General features: G+C 71.9%; 10 protein-coding genes. 1 reads left to right on the forward strand and 9 read right to left on the reverse strand.

Annotated elements, in window-relative coordinates:
* Positions 1-16: 16 nt before the first annotated feature.
* The 9 genes from ACFWFZ_RS31060 to ACFWFZ_RS31100 all read right to left on the reverse strand — a co-directional run bounded on the left by ACFWFZ_RS31060 (position 17) and on the right by ACFWFZ_RS31100 (position 11243).
* Positions 17-1300, reverse strand: coding sequence for a pseudouridine synthase (locus ACFWFZ_RS31060; protein ID WP_387126743.1), 1284 nt, complete (start codon positions 1298-1300; stop codon positions 17-19).
* A complete protein-coding gene (scpB, locus tag ACFWFZ_RS31065) occupies positions 1300-1956 on the reverse strand; it encodes an SMC-Scp complex subunit ScpB (protein WP_387126745.1) in 657 nt (218 codons plus the stop codon). Before scpB ends, ACFWFZ_RS31060 begins: the two co-directional genes overlap by 1 nt.
* Positions 1953-3005: a segregation and condensation protein A gene (locus ACFWFZ_RS31070; protein ID WP_387126747.1), complete on the reverse strand. Its 1053-nt coding sequence runs from the start codon at positions 3003-3005 to the stop codon at positions 1953-1955. Before ACFWFZ_RS31070 ends, scpB begins: the two co-directional genes overlap by 4 nt.
* A gap of 482 nt (positions 3006-3487) precedes the next feature.
* The gene (locus tag ACFWFZ_RS31075) at positions 3488-4027 is read right to left on the reverse strand and encodes a hypothetical protein (RefSeq protein ID WP_387126749.1); all 540 of its coding nucleotides are present in this window, start codon (positions 4025-4027) and stop codon (positions 3488-3490) included.
* Positions 4012-5049: a ParA family protein gene (locus tag ACFWFZ_RS31080; RefSeq protein WP_234363422.1), complete on the reverse strand. Its 1038-nt coding sequence runs from the start codon at positions 5047-5049 to the stop codon at positions 4012-4014. The genes ACFWFZ_RS31075 and ACFWFZ_RS31080 overlap by 16 nt, the downstream gene beginning before the upstream one ends.
* Before the next feature lie 449 nt (positions 5050-5498).
* The gene (gene ald, locus ACFWFZ_RS31085) at positions 5499-6614 is read right to left on the reverse strand and encodes an alanine dehydrogenase (protein ID WP_266598142.1); all 1116 of its coding nucleotides are present in this window, start codon (positions 6612-6614) and stop codon (positions 5499-5501) included.
* A 153-nt stretch (positions 6615-6767) separates the two neighbouring features.
* Positions 6768-8744 carry a tetratricopeptide repeat protein gene (locus ACFWFZ_RS31090; RefSeq protein WP_387126752.1) on the reverse strand — a complete coding sequence of 659 codons (1977 nt, stop codon included), beginning with the start codon at positions 8742-8744 and terminating at the stop codon, positions 6768-6770.
* Positions 8745-8891: 147 nt separating this feature from the next.
* Positions 8892-9524 (reverse strand): NUDIX domain-containing protein, encoded by a 633-nt coding sequence (locus ACFWFZ_RS31095; RefSeq protein WP_387126754.1) that lies wholly within the window; start codon positions 9522-9524, stop codon positions 8892-8894.
* Between the two features lie 81 nt (positions 9525-9605).
* Positions 9606-11243, reverse strand: coding sequence for a CTP synthase (locus ACFWFZ_RS31100; RefSeq protein ID WP_387126756.1), 1638 nt, complete (start codon positions 11241-11243; stop codon positions 9606-9608).
* A gap of 497 nt (positions 11244-11740) precedes the next feature.
* Between ACFWFZ_RS31100 and ACFWFZ_RS31105 the strand changes: the two genes are divergently transcribed.
* Positions 11741-13552 (forward strand): glycoside hydrolase family 15 protein, encoded by a 1812-nt coding sequence (locus tag ACFWFZ_RS31105; RefSeq protein WP_387126788.1) that lies wholly within the window; start codon positions 11741-11743, stop codon positions 13550-13552.
* Positions 13553-13554 lie beyond the last annotated feature (2 nt).

Genomic DNA, 13554 nt, shown 5'->3' on the forward strand with positions numbered 1-13554 from the left:
GTCCTGCCGGACGGTCCTACAGACCGACCTCGCGCATCAGCATGCCGACCTCGGTGTTGGTCAGGCGGCGCAGCCAGCCGGACTTCTGGTCGCCCAGCTCGATGGGGCCGAAGGAGGTCCGCACGAGCTTGTCGACGGGGAAGCCCGCCTCGGACAGCATGCGGCGGACGATGTGCTTGCGGCCCTCGTGGAGGGTCACCTCGACCATGTAGTTCTTGCCGACCTGGTCCAGGACGCGGAAGTTGTCGGCGCGCGCCCAGCCGTCCTCCAGCTCGATGCCGTCCTTGAGGCGCTTGCCGATGTCACGCGGCAGCGAGCCGGTGATGGCGGCGACGTAGGTCTTCTTCACGCCGTACTTCGGGTGCGTGAGGCGGTGGGCCAGCTCGCCGTGGTTCGTGAGCAGGATGATGCCCTCGGTCTCGGTGTCCAGCCGGCCGACGTGGAACAGCCGCGTCTCGCGGTTGGTGACGTAGTCGCCCAGGCACTGGCGGCCGTCCGGGTCCTCCATGGTGGACACGACACCGGCCGGCTTGTTCAGCGCGAAGAACAGGTACGACTGGGTGGCGACGGTCAGGCCGTCCACCTTGATCTCGTCCTTCGGCTGGACGCGCTTGCCCTGCTCGGTGACGATCTCGCCGTTGACCTCGACGCGGGCCTGCTCGATGAGCTCCTCACAGGCGCGGCGCGAGCCCATGCCGGCGCGGGCGAGGACCTTCTGCAGCCGCTCGCCCTCCTGCTCGGCGCCCGGGAAGGTCTTCGGGGTCCGGATCACGGGCTTGTCGGCGTACCGGTCGCGCACGCGCTCCTCGATGCGCGCGTCCAGCTCACGCGGACGGGACTGGCCGCTACGGCTGCCCGGGCCGCTGCGCGGGCCGCCCGCGCCGCCGATGCCGGGGGTCCGGGAGGTCCGGGGACCGCCCTTGGCGCCACCGCGCGCCGCGGCGCCGCGGGCACCGCCGCCGCCCGCCTTGGGGCCGCTGCGTCCACTGCGCTCGCCCTCGGGGCCGACGTCGTAGCGGCGCTCCTCCGGGCGGGGGTTGCGCGGACGCTGGGGCGCCTGGTCGCGGTCACGGTCGCGCGAGCCGCCCTGACCGCCCTGGGCGCCGCCCTGGCCGCCGCGGTAGCCGCCACTGCCGGAACCGCCGCCGGAGCCGCCCCGGTAGCCGCCGCCGCTTCCGGAGCCGCCGCCGCGGTAGCCACCGCCGCCGCCGGAGCCGCCGCCACGGGCGCTACCGCGCCCGCCGCCGCCACCGCCGCCGCTGTTCCTGTTGCCACCGTTGCCGTTGCCGCTGCTTCGCATCAAAGTTCCGTCGTCTTGTCGTCTTCATCGGTGTCCGGTGCGTCCGGATCGAACGACGGCACACCTTCTTGCGTCTCGGCTTCGATCGCGTCCGCCTCGGGGAGGAAGGGCGCGAGCTCCGGGAGCTCGTCCAGGCCGCGCAGGCCCATCCGCTCCAGAAAGTAGTTCGTCGTCCTGTATAGGATCGCACCTGTTTCGGGTTCCGTCCCCGCCTCCTCCACCAGACCGCGCTGGAGGAGGGTCCGCATGACCCCGTCGCAGTTGACTCCGCGCACGGCGGAGACCCGCGAGCGGCTCACCGGCTGGCGGTACGCGACGACCGCCAGGGTCTCCAGCGCCGCCTGCGTGAGCCGGGCCTGCTGGCCGTCCAGGACGAAGCCCTCGACGGCCGGGGCGTACTCCGCCCGGGTGTAGAACCGCCATCCGCCCGCGACGAGCCGCAGCTCGAAGCCCCTGCGCGCGGCCGTGTACTCGTCGGCGAGCTCCCGCAGCGCGTCCGCGACCTCGCGCGGGGTGCGCTCCAGCACCTTGGCCAGGTGCGCCTCGGTCGCGGGCTCGTCGACGACCATGAGGACGGCCTCCAGGGCGGGCTTCAGTTCCAGCGCGGCCACCGCGCTGCCGCTGCCGTCACTGCCGTCGCTGCCGTCGCTGCTCAATCCTTCGCCTCCACGATCTGGTCGAACTCGTCGGTCACGGTCGGCATGCCGTCGCCGTCCCCGCCGCTCCAGCGCACCGTGAGGGTCCGCAGGGCCTCCTCCTGGTCGAGGACGACCGCCTTCTCCCGGTAGAGCTCCAGGAGGGCCAGGAAGCGCGCCACGACGGTGAGGGTGTCCTCGGCGTCCTCGGTGAGCTCCTGGAAGGTGGCCTCCCCGCGTGCCTTCAGCATCCGCACCACGAGCCCGGCCTGCTCGCGCACGCTGACGAGGGGCGCGTGGATGTGGTCCACGTACACCTGGGGCTTGGCCTTGGGCTGCATGGCCTTCACGGCGAGCCGGGCGAACCCTTCGGCGCCGATGCTGATGACGACGTCGGGCAGCAGGTCCGCGTGGTGCGGCTCCAGCCCCACCGTCCGGGGGTAGCGCCTGCCCTCGCTCTGCGCGCGGCGCTCGAAGATGTCGGCGATCTGCTTGTACGCGCGGTATTGGAGCAGGCGCGCGAAGAGCAGGTCCCGGGCCTCCAGAAGAGCGAGGTCGGCCTCGTCCTCGACCTCGGCGACCGGCAGCAGCCGGGCGGCCTTCAGGTCGAGCAGGGTCGCGGCGACGACGAGGAACTCGGTGGTCTGGTCGAGGTCCCAGTCGGGGCCCATGGCCCGGATGTGCGCCATGAACTCGTCGGTGACCTTGGACAGCGCGACCTCGGTGACATCAAGCTTGTGCCGTGAGATCAGCTGGAGCAGCAGGTCGAACGGCCCCTCGAAGTTGTCGAGCCGCAGCGTGAACCGGCCGTCGCCCCCGGCGTGGGCCCCGGTACCGCCTCCCGTCCCGGGGACGGAGACCGCCACCGGTTCTTCCCCAGGCCCCGCCGGCCCGGGGTCCGGGGCCGGCTCGGCGGGCTCTGCCGGCTCGGTGCCGGGCGCCTCGGCCGCGTCGGCGGCGGTCGGGCTCCCGGATGCGGGCCCGGCGGGATCCCCGGCCTCGGCGGCCGCCCCCGGCCCGCGCCCCAGGCTCCGGCGGACCGGACGGGCGGCGTCGTGATCGGGGGGCATGGCGGTCCAGGTGGGTAAGGAAACGGCAGGTCGGCCACGGAAAGCCTAAAGGCTGTCCCGTAGTCCCTGGTGGATCAGCGCGCGGCCTCGGATGCGGCGCGTCGCACGGTGCAGGAGCGTCCTCGCACCGGGCGTATGCGGGCGTTTCCGACGACGCGGCGAGGCGCCGTAGCCGGCGTCGCGTGCACGCCGGGGAGGGCGGGACAGCCCTTGGGCCCTGCCCGAACGATTCCTCCTGCGCGGCGCCACCGCCGACCTCGCCGAGCGCCCCGCACAGCGCGGGGCCGGCCCGGCCGGCAGGGGACGCCCCGTGGCCCGCGCCGGCGGCGGGGCCGCACCCGGCATCCGCCGCACAGCGCCACCTCCGCGCGGGCGCGCCGCAGGCGAGGCAACCGTGACACGCGAGAGGCCGCCAACGGTGGGTCGGCGGCCTCTCGGTGGAGCGTCGGACGCGGCGGTGCCGCAGGCGGGCAGGCGGAAGGTCAGCGGCCGCGGAGGCGGCGGACCAGGATGCTGGCGTCGCCGCGGGACTCCAGGTCGGCGAGGACGACCGCCACCGCCTCGCGGACGATGCGGCCGCGGTCGACGGCCAGGCCGTGCTCACCGCGCAGCACCAGCCGTGCGTGCTCCAGGTCCATCAGCTCCTCGGCGGAGACGTAGACCGTGATCTTCTCGTCGTGCCGTTCGCGGCCGCTGGGCCGCCGGTTCGCGCCGCGGCCCTGGCCCTTGCCCCGCCGGGTCGCCCCGGCCGGGGCGGAAGCCGCCCCGGCGGTCGGCCCGACCGGGCTGACAGAACCTTCCTGCGGTCGCCGCGGCTGCCCCACCACGGGGCCGCCCGCATCCGTACCGGCCTCAGCCTCCCGGCTGCGGCCCCCTCCCGCCGTGCCCCCGGCCGGAGTGGCCGAGTGTTCCGCGGCGGGCGCCTCCTCGGCCCCGCGGCGCGGCGAGGACGACTGGAGCGCCATCCCACCGGTCGTACGGAACAGTTCGTCGGCTCCGGGCAGACTCACTCGGCGTGACACCGGGCGAGCACCTCCCTGGCGAGCTGGCGGTAGGCGGCGGCGCCGACGGAGTTGGAGGCGTACGTCGTGATCGGCTCGCCGGCGACCGTGGTCTCCGGGAAGCGCACCGTCCGGCCGATGACCGTGTGGTAGACGTGGTCGTCGAAGGCCTCGACGACGCGCGCCAGCACCTCGCGGCTGTGCACCGTGCGGGAGTCGTACATGGTGGCGAGGATGCCGTCGAGCTCCAGCTCGGGGTTGAGCCGCTCCTGCACCTTCTCGATGGTCTCGGTCAGCAGCGCCACGCCGCGCAGCGCGAAGAACTCGCACTCCAGCGGGACGATGACCTTGTGAGCCGCCGTCAGGGCGTTCACGGTCAGCAGACCGAGCGAGGGCTGACAGTCGATCACGATGTAGTCGTAGTCGGCCATCAGGGGCTTCAGGGCCCGCTGCAAGGTGGACTCGCGCGCGACCTCGCTGACCAACTGCACTTCCGCAGCGGACAGGTCGATGTTGCTCGGCAGCAGGTCCATGTTGGGGACCGCCGTCTTGAGCAGCACCTCGTCGGCCGACATGCCCCGCTCCATGAGCAGGTTGTAGACCGTCAGGTCGAGTTCCATCGGGTTCACGCCGAGGCCCACGGACAGCGCGCCCTGCGGGTCGAAGTCGACGAGCAGCACGCGGCGCCCGTACTCGGCGAGCGCGGCACCCAGGTTGATGGTCGACGTCGTCTTGCCCACGCCGCCCTTCTGGTTGCACATCGCGATGATCTTCGCCGGACCGTGGTCGGTCAGCGGACCCGGGATCGGGAAGTACGGGAGCGGGCGTCCGGTCGGGCCGATCCGCTCACGGCGCTGGCGGGCAGCGTCGGGGGCGAGGGTGGCCGCGTACTCGGGGTCCGGTTCGTACTCCGCGTCGGGGTCGTAGAAGTGCCCCTCGGGCACATTGTCGTAGTCGGCGAATCCCGTGGGCTTGTCGCCGCTCAGGTCGCCGGCCCTGGAGTTCACGTCTAGGCCGTCCATGCTCTTTTGGGGCGTCGTCATGTGCTGGTGGTTTGCGAAGGTGCGTACTGCGACGGAGCCGACAGCTTCGAGCCCGGCAGGACTCTGGCCCCGCTCAGGGACTCCTGCTCCACCACCCCCAGGAGTAAATGTCGACTCATTCACAAGTCGTCTTACCTCCTCGGACGTGACCAGGACACTTATCGATAGGTCAGCGTGGCACCATGCCGACGGTTGGCGACTCTATGGCGTGTCACCACTCAGCGGCAACACAATCCGCCGGACCCGGCACGATGTGTCGGCAACCGAACACCACTCTGTCAAGGGCGTCCGAGCTGTCGCTGCGAAGTTTCGCGGGTGCGCGAAAGGGTTAAAGGGTTACGTTCGAGGCGAGTTGAGTGGGATCGCGGGGCGCTCCGCATACACGTCCGGCCGGACCTTGCGGGCAAGGTCCGGCCGGATACGTGAGATTGACGTCAGTCGTTGACGTGTCAGCCGAGCAGCGTGCTGAGCTCAAGGGTCTCAAGGCCGTGGGCCTCGGCGACCGGACCGTAAACGACCTGGCCGTCATGCGTGTTGAGGCCCAGCGCGAGCGCGGGGTCACGACGCAGCGCCTCGACCCAGCCGAGGTTCGCGAGCTGCACGATGTAGGGCAGCGTGGCGTTGGTCAGCGCGTAGGTGGAGGTGTTCGGCACCGCGCCCGGCATGTTGGCGACGCAGTAGAAGACCGAGTTGTGGACCTGGAAGGTCGGCTCGGCGTGGGTGGTCGGACGGGAGTCCTCGAAGCAGCCGCCCTGGTCGATGGCGATGTCGACAAGTACACTTCCGGGCTTCATCTTGGCGACGAGCTCGTTGGTGACCAGCTTCGGGGCCTTCGCACCCGGGATCAGAACGGCGCCGATGACGAGGTCGGCCTCGACGACGGCCTTCTCCAGCTCGTAGGCGTTGGAGACGATCGTCTTGATCTTCGTGCCGAAGATCTTGTCGGCCTCGCGGAGCTTGTTGATGTCGCGGTCGAGCAGGGTCACGTGGAAGCCCATGCCGATGGCGATCTGCGCGGCGTTCCAGCCGGAGACGCCGCCGCCGATGACGACGCACTCGCCGGCGTGGGTGCCGGGGACACCGCCCGGGAGGACGCCGCGGCCGCCGGCCGAGCGCATCAGGTGGTAGGCGCCGACCTGCGGGGCCAGGCGGCCCGCGACCTCGGACATCGGGGCGAGCAGCGGGAGCGCGCGGTTGGCGAGCTCGACCGTCTCGTACGCGATGGCGGTGGTGCCGGACTCCAGCAGGGCGTCCGTGCACTCGCGGGAGGCCGCCAGGTGCAGGTAGGTGAAGAGGGTCTGGTCCTTGCGGAGGCGGTGGTACTCCTCCGCGATCGGCTCCTTGACCTTGAGCAGCAGGTCGGCGGTGGCCCACACCTCGTCGGCGGTGCCGAGGATCTCGGCGCCGGCCGAGACGTACTCGGCGTCCGTGATCGAGGAGCCGACGCCGGCGTTCTGCTCGATGAAGACCTGGTGGCCACCTCGGACCAGCTCATGCACGCCGGCGGGCGTGATGGCGACCCGGAACTCGTTGTTCTTGACCTCGCGGGGGATGCCGACCTTCATCGTCGATCACGGTCCTTGACTCAGGGGGAAATAACGGGGCACTTCCATACATACCCGCCCACAAGAGTGCGCAACGGGATGCACCACAGGATGACGTGGTGAACCCAGTTTAATGAAGGATGAGTCGCTGTCTAGCCTTGCAAACGAATAATCTCAGTCGGATCCACTGCGGATTTCGCAGGCTGCGGGGTCGTCTCCCAGCAATCTGTCTGCTGCGGAGCGGTGCAGGCGCGCGGCCGCGGGGTCCCCGAGACGGTCCAGCGTGTCGGCCAGCCGGACCTGCAGCGCGGCCTGAAGCCGCTGGTCGCCGGCCCTGCGCGCCAGCTCCACCGCCTCGCGGCAGGTGTGCAGGGATTCCTCGGGCCGGCCGGCGTACTCCTGGACCCGTGCCATCTCGCTCAACGCCTTGGCCTGCCCCGGGACATCGGCCAGTTTCCGGTAGCCCGCGGCGGCCGCCCGCCAGCTGCGCAGCGCGTCCCCGTACCGGCCCGCGTACGTGTGGACGTTGCCGAGCCGTCCGTACAGCCGGGCCTCGTCGGCCCGCTCCCCCCGCGAGAGGGCCTGGGCGAGCGCCCGGCCGAACCAGTCGGCGGCCCGATGCCAGTCCCCCAGCTCCTGGTAGGCGCCGCCTACGGATTCCATCGCGCGGCCCGTCGCGTACGGGTCGCCCGCGGCCCTCCCTGCGTCCAGCGCGGCCCGGTAGCGCTCCAGGGCCTCCTGGGTGCGGCCGGTCTCCGCGTCCAGGTCGGCCAGGTTCAGCAGTGCGGCGGCCTGCTCCCGGTGCAGGCCGCGGCGCTCGGCCACGCCGAGGACCAGGCGGTGCAGCCCGTAGAGCTCGGGGGCGGCCTCGGCCGTGCCCCGGTGGTCCGCGAGGGCCCGTACCAGGGCCGCGACGAGGCGGCGGGCCAGGGTGTCCAGCTCGCCGTCGGCCACCGCCAGGGAGGCGGCTGCGGAGAGGGCCGGCAGCCGGGTGTCCAGCCAGAGGGCGGCGGCCCGCCGGTCGGGGAACCTCAGAGCACGCGGCAGGCCGTCCATCAGCTCCTGGAGGTCGGTGTCGAGCTCGTCGCCCTCGGCGGCCGCCATGGCCCGGCAGGAGTGCAGCAGCCGAACGGTCCGCTCCAGCATCCGGGCGCGGGCCAGCTGGACCTCGGCGGGGCGCTCCTTGGTCTCCAGCAGGGCCTGGAGCATCGGCGCGAGGCAGCCGGGCAGCAGGAACAGGCCGTCGGGGGCGTGCCGGACCAGTCCCAGCCCGGCAAAGTCGTCGAGCGTGGACTGGGCGGCGGCCACGGAGCAGCCGGCCAGCGCGGAGGCGGTGTGCGAGTCGACGAGGCCGGCGGGGGCCAGCGGCAGCAGGCGCAGGGTGCGCTGGGCGGGCTGCGACAGGGCGTCGTAGACGAGCCGGAAGGCACGGCCGAGCGGCCCGCCGGCGCCGGCGGGCATGTCGTGGAGCTGCTTGGCCACGTCGGCGACGGCGGCCTTGGGGCGGGCCGCGAGCCAGCCGCCGACGAGTTCGAGGGCGGCGGGCTGGCCTCCGCAGGCCTCGGCGAGGGTTTCCGCGGCCCGCGGGTCGGCGGTGACGCGGGTGTCGCCGATGCGGCGGGCGAGCATCCCGACGGCGGAGACGGTGTCCAGCCCGCCGAGGGTGCAGGGGCGCACGTCGGGGATGCCGGTGAGCGGGCCCTCGGCGGTGACCACGACCAGGCAGTCGGGGGTGTCCGGGAGCAGGGCGTCGACCTGGTGCGGATCGGCCGCGTCGTCGATCAGGACGATCGCCCGCCGGTCCTGGAGGGCGGTGCGCAGGACGGAGCTGAGCTCCTCCTCGCCGGCGCCGGGCGGGGTGGGCCGTCCCAGTGCCGCGAGCAGACCGCGCAGGACCCGCTCGGTCGCGACGGTCTGCCCGCCGGGGGCGGTGAGCCGGGTGCGCAGCACGCCGTCGGGGTACTGGTCGGCGACCTCGCGGACGAACGTCTCGGCGAGGGCGGTCCGGCCCGATCCCGGGCGTCCGGCGACGAGCAGCACCCGCGCCCGGGGAGCCTTGGCCTTGCGGCCCGAGAGGGTGTCGAGCCCGGTCCGCGCGATGTCCTCGCGCAGCTCCTTGAGCTCACGCCGCCGCCCGACGAAATCCGTCACGGATCCGCTCCTCTCCCTGCCTTCGGATGGCGAGCGTAGTTCACGCAGAGCGACGGTCCGTGTGGAGCGCGGCGGGTAAATCCCCCAATCGGATCAGCGGATGGTCGGCTTTTTCCCCGCAGCGGGCGGGCTCCCTCCCACCCGCGGCTATGCCTCGTACGGGCGGGCCGGCCAGGGGGCGAGCGCCGGGCGCAGCGAGTCGACGCCGTCTCCGGCCGCCAGGGCCGCGGAGAGCGCGAGCACGCCCGTGACCAGCCCGGGGTTGCCGAGTTCGCCCGCCAGGACTCCCCGTACCAGCTCGGCCAGCGGCACCCATGCCACCTCCATGTCCGCCTCCTCCGAGCCGGTCTCGGCGTACCGTTCGCCGTCCGCCTCCGAGACGCCCCGTGCGAGGAAGACCCGGATCGCCTCGTCCGACCCGCCCGGGGAGGCGTAGAAGTCGACGAGCACCCGCCAGTCGTCCGCCTTGGCGTGCGCCTCCTCGTAGAGCTCGCGCTGCGCACCGAGCAGCGGGTTCTCGCCGGGGACGTCCAGCAGCCCGGCCGGCAGCTCCCACAGCCGCCGGCGCACCGGGTGGCGGTACTGGCTGAGGACCAGCACCCGCCCCTCCTCGTCCAGCGCGAGCACGCACACGGAGCCGGGGTGCACCTGGTAGTCGCGGCGGGCCGTGGAGCCGTCCGGCATCCGGACCTCGTCGGAGTCCACCGCCGTCTTCGCGCCCTGGAACGGCCGCCGGCTCGACAGCGTCTCCCAGGATTCCGACGTGTCCTTGATGTTCATGCCCCGAAGCCCTCCACAACGCGCGACAGCCGGGATACGGATCTTCCGTACCCCGGCCGTCTACGTTATGCGGTCAGGCGCTCACTTCGCGGACTGCTGCCGCTCCACGGCCGCCTTGACCAGACCCGCGAACAGCGGGTGCGGGCGCGTCGGGCGCGAGCGCAGCTCCGGGTGGGCCTGCGTGGCCACCAGGTAGGGGTGGACCTCGCGCGGGTACTCGACGTACTCGACGAGCTTGTTGTCCGGGGAGGTGCCGGAGAAGACGAGGCCCGCCTTCTTCTCCAGCTCGCCGCGGTAGGCGTTGTTGACCTCGTAGCGGTGGCGGTGGCGCTCTTCGACGTACGCCTGGTCGCCGTAGACCTCGCGCACGATGGAGCCCTCGGCGAGCTTCGCCGGGTACAGGCCCAGGCGCATGGTGCCGCCCAGGTCGCCCGCGCCCTCGACGAAGGCCAGCTGCTCCTCCATGGTCGAGATGACCGGGTGCGCGGTGGAAGCGTCGAACTCGGTGGAGTTGGCGTCCTCGATGCCCGCGAGGTTGCGCGCGGCCTCGATGACCACGCACTGCAGGCCCAGGCAGAGGCCGAGCAGCGGGATCTTGTTCTCACGGGCGTAGGTGATCGCGCCGACCTTGCCGTTGACACCGCGGTCGCCGAAGCCGCCGGGCACGCAGATCGCGTCCACGTCGGACAGCTGGGCCGCGGCGCCGGCCGGGGTCTTGCAGTCGTCGGAGGTGACCCACTTGATCTGGACGCGGGCCTTGTTGGCGAAGCCGCCGGCGCGCAGCGCCTCGGTCACCGACAGGTAGGCGTCGGGCAGGTCGATGTACTTGCCGACGAGCGCGACCTTGACCTCGTGGTCGGGGTGGTGGACCCGGTCCAGGAGGTCCTCCCAGACGGTCCAGTCGACGTCCCGGAAGGGCAGGTCGAGCTTGCGCACGACGTAGGCGTCCAGGCCCTCGGTGTGCAGGACCTTGGGGATGTCGTAGATCGACTTCGCGTCGATGGCCGCGACCACGGCCGCCTCGTCCACGTCGCACATCAGCGAGATCTTGCGCTTGATCGAGGTGGGGACGTCGCGGTCGGCGCGCAGCACGATGGCGTCGGGCTGGATGCCGATGTTGCGCAGGGCGGCCACGGAGTGCTGGGTCGGCTTGGTCTTCAGCTCGCCGGAGGGGCCGATGTAGGGCAGCAGCGAGATGTGCACGACGAAGACGTTGTCGCGGCCGACCTCGTGGCGGATCTGGCGGACGGTCTCCAGGAAGGGCAGGGACTCGATGTCGCCGACGGTGCCGCCGACCTCGGTGATGACGACGTCGACGTCCTCGGTCGCCATGCGGCGGATGCGGTGCTTGATCTCGTTGGTGATGTGCGGGATGACCTGCACGGTGTCACCGAGGTACTCGCCGCGCCGCTCCTTGGCGATGACCGTGCTGTAGACCTGGCCGGTGGTGACGTTGGCCGAGCCGTCGAGGTCGACGTCGAGGAAGCGCTCGTAGTGGCCGATGTCCAGGTCGGTCTCGGCGCCGTCGTTGGTGACGAACACCTCGCCGTGCTGGAACGGGTTCATCGTGCCCGGGTCGACGTTGAGGTACGGGTCGAGCTTCTGCATCGTGACCCGCAGCCCGCGCGCCTTCAGGAGCGCCCCCAGGCTGGAGGCCGTCAGGCCCTTGCCGAGGGAGGAAGCGACACCTCCGGTGACGAAGATGTGCTTGGTCGTCATGGCTGTGCTGTTTCGAAAAGCAGCGGGCGGCGTCGCCAAGAGGGGGCTCCCGTGGTCGCGAGGTGAGGTGCGTCCGGCGCCGGCCACCGTCGATCCGGAAGGGTCTCAGGGGGCGCCGAAGCTGCGGTTTCGGGGCCCCTGATTCGCACAGGCAGACCACCGGTCCACGGGGTACCAGCCTATCAGCGCCCGCGCCGGTCCGCCTCCGGCCACGCCCCGTCAACGGCTCGTAGCAGAGCGCCGAAGTGCGCCGGGGCACGGAACCCGCCGTTCACCCGTTCGGCCGAACGGCATTCCCCGCGGCCTGGAGAAGATCACTAGGGTGCCGTCATATCCTGCTCGGATATTGCACACATCACCGCCGGGCAGTCCGTCAGACGGCCTAACCGAGCCGATATACGGAATCATGGGCTCACGCGGCGATACCTGCACACAGGAGACCGCGCAAACGCGCAATGCAAGCGCCCTTCGGGGCGGACGTGGCCGTTCGACTGGAGATGCACGTGTCCGGGCGCATCGAGGATTACGCACTGATCGGGGACATGCAGACCGCGGCACTGGTCTGCCGGGACGGGGCGGTGGACTGGCTGTGCCTGCCCCGCTTCGACTCCCATGCCGTGTTCGCGAGCATTCTCGGCACCGAGGATCACGGGTTCTGGCGGATCGGGCCGGCGTTCCCGGCCGGCTCCGAGGCCCCGCGTGCCACCCGCCGCCGCTACCGCGGCGATTCGCTGGTGCTGGAGTCCGAGTGGGACACGCCCCGGGGCAACGTCCGCGTCATCGACTTCATGCCGCCGCGTGAGCACCACGCGCCGCAGCTGATCCGCATCGTGGAGGGCGTCAGCGGGCGCGTCCCCATGCGCTCCACCCTGCGGATGCGCTTCAGCTACGGCCGGGTGGTGCCGTGGGTGCACAAGGTCGACGGGCGTACCGTCGCCGTCGCCGGCCCCGACTCGGTCTGGCTGGACACCGACGCGCAGACGTACGGCAAGGACCTGACGACGTACTCCGACTTCACCGTCGGGCCCGGCGACCGGATCGCCTTCAGCATCAGCTGGCAGCCCTCGCACCGTGGCGCGCCCGAGGCCCCGGACGCCGAGGCGGCCCTGGAGTCGACCGCCGACTTCTGGCGCGAGTGGGTCGAGCAGTGCACGTACCACGGGCCCTACCGGGAGGCCGTGGTCCGCTCCCTGATCACCCTCAAGGCCCTCACGTACGGCCCCACCGGCGGGATCGTCGCCGCGCCGACCACGTCCCTGCCGGAGGAGATCGGCGGGGTCCGCAACTGGGACTACCGCTACACCTGGCTGCGGGACGCGGCCATCACCCTCTCCTCGCTGCTGCGCACCGGCTACCGCGAGGAGGCCCGCGCCTGGCGCGAGTGGCTGCTGCGCGCCGTGGCCGGCGACCCGGAGAACCTGCAGATCATGTACGGGATCGCGGGCGAACGGGAGCTCGGCGAGACCGAGCTGGACTGGCTGCCCGGCTACGAGGGCTCGCGCCCGGTGCGCGTCGGCAACGGCGCCGCCGGCCAGCTCCAGCTGGACGTGTACGGCGAGGTCACCGAGGCCCTGCACCTGGGCCACATGACGGGCCTGGCCCGCAGCGACTACGCCTCCCTCCTCCAGCTCAAGCTGATCCGCTACCTGGAGACGCACTGGTCCGAACCGGACGAGGGCATCTGGGAGGTGCGCGGCCCGCGCCGGCACTTCGTGCACTCCAAGGTGATGGCCTGGGTGGCCGTGGACCGCACGATCAAGCTGATCGAGAGCGGGGACGCGGACGGCCCGCTGGAACGCTGGCGGGAACTGCGCGACGAGATCCACCAGGACGTGTGCGAGAAGGGCTACGACAAGGAGCGCAACACCTTCACCCAGTCGTACGGGTCGAAGGAGCTGGACGCCTCCCTGCTGCTGATTCCGCAGATGGGCTTCCTGCCGCCGGACGACAAGCGGGTCATCGGCACCATCGAGGCGATCCAGCGCGAGCTGTCCACGCCCGACGGTTTCATCCTGCGCTACCCGACGGCGGGCGAGGAGGCCGGTGTGGACGGCCTGGAGGGCGACGAGGGGGCCTTCCTCGCCTGCTCGTTCTGGATGGCGGACGACCTGGCGATGATCGGCCGGGTGGACGAGGCGCGGCGGCTGTTCGAGCGGCTGCTGGCGCTGCGCAACGACCTGGGCCTGCTGGCTGAGGAGTGGGATCCGCGGCTCCAGCGGCAGGTGGGGAACTTCCCGCAGGCCTTCAGCCACGTTCCGCTGATCGACACGGCGCTGCGGCTGACCGCGAGCGGGGCGTACGGCGGCTGAGG

This window comes from Streptomyces sp. NPDC060232, assembly GCF_042726555.1.
Taxonomy (GTDB): domain Bacteria; phylum Actinomycetota; class Actinomycetes; order Streptomycetales; family Streptomycetaceae; genus Streptomyces.

Bases quoted from the DNA above. Each gene is read 5' to 3' on its own strand.
- ACFWFZ_RS31060 (WP_387126743.1), bottom strand. From the start codon at position 1,300: ATGCGAAGCAGCGGCAACGGCAACGGTGGCAACAGGAACAGCGGCGGC.
- ACFWFZ_RS31070 (WP_387126747.1), bottom strand. From the start codon at position 3,005: ATGCCCCCCGATCACGACGCCGCCCGTCCGGTCCGCCGGAGCCTGGGG.
- ACFWFZ_RS31080 (WP_234363422.1), bottom strand. From the start codon at position 5,049: ATGACGACGCCCCAAAAGAGCATGGACGGCCTAGACGTGAACTCCAGG.
- ald (WP_266598142.1), bottom strand. From the start codon at position 6,614: ATGAAGGTCGGCATCCCCCGCGAGGTCAAGAACAACGAGTTCCGGGTC.
- ACFWFZ_RS31095 (WP_387126754.1), bottom strand. From the start codon at position 9,524: ATGAACATCAAGGACACGTCGGAATCCTGGGAGACGCTGTCGAGCCGG.
- ACFWFZ_RS31100 (WP_387126756.1), bottom strand. From the start codon at position 11,243: ATGACGACCAAGCACATCTTCGTCACCGGAGGTGTCGCTTCCTCCCTC.
- ACFWFZ_RS31105 (WP_387126788.1), top strand. From the start codon at position 11,741: ATGCACGTGTCCGGGCGCATCGAGGATTACGCACTGATCGGGGACATG.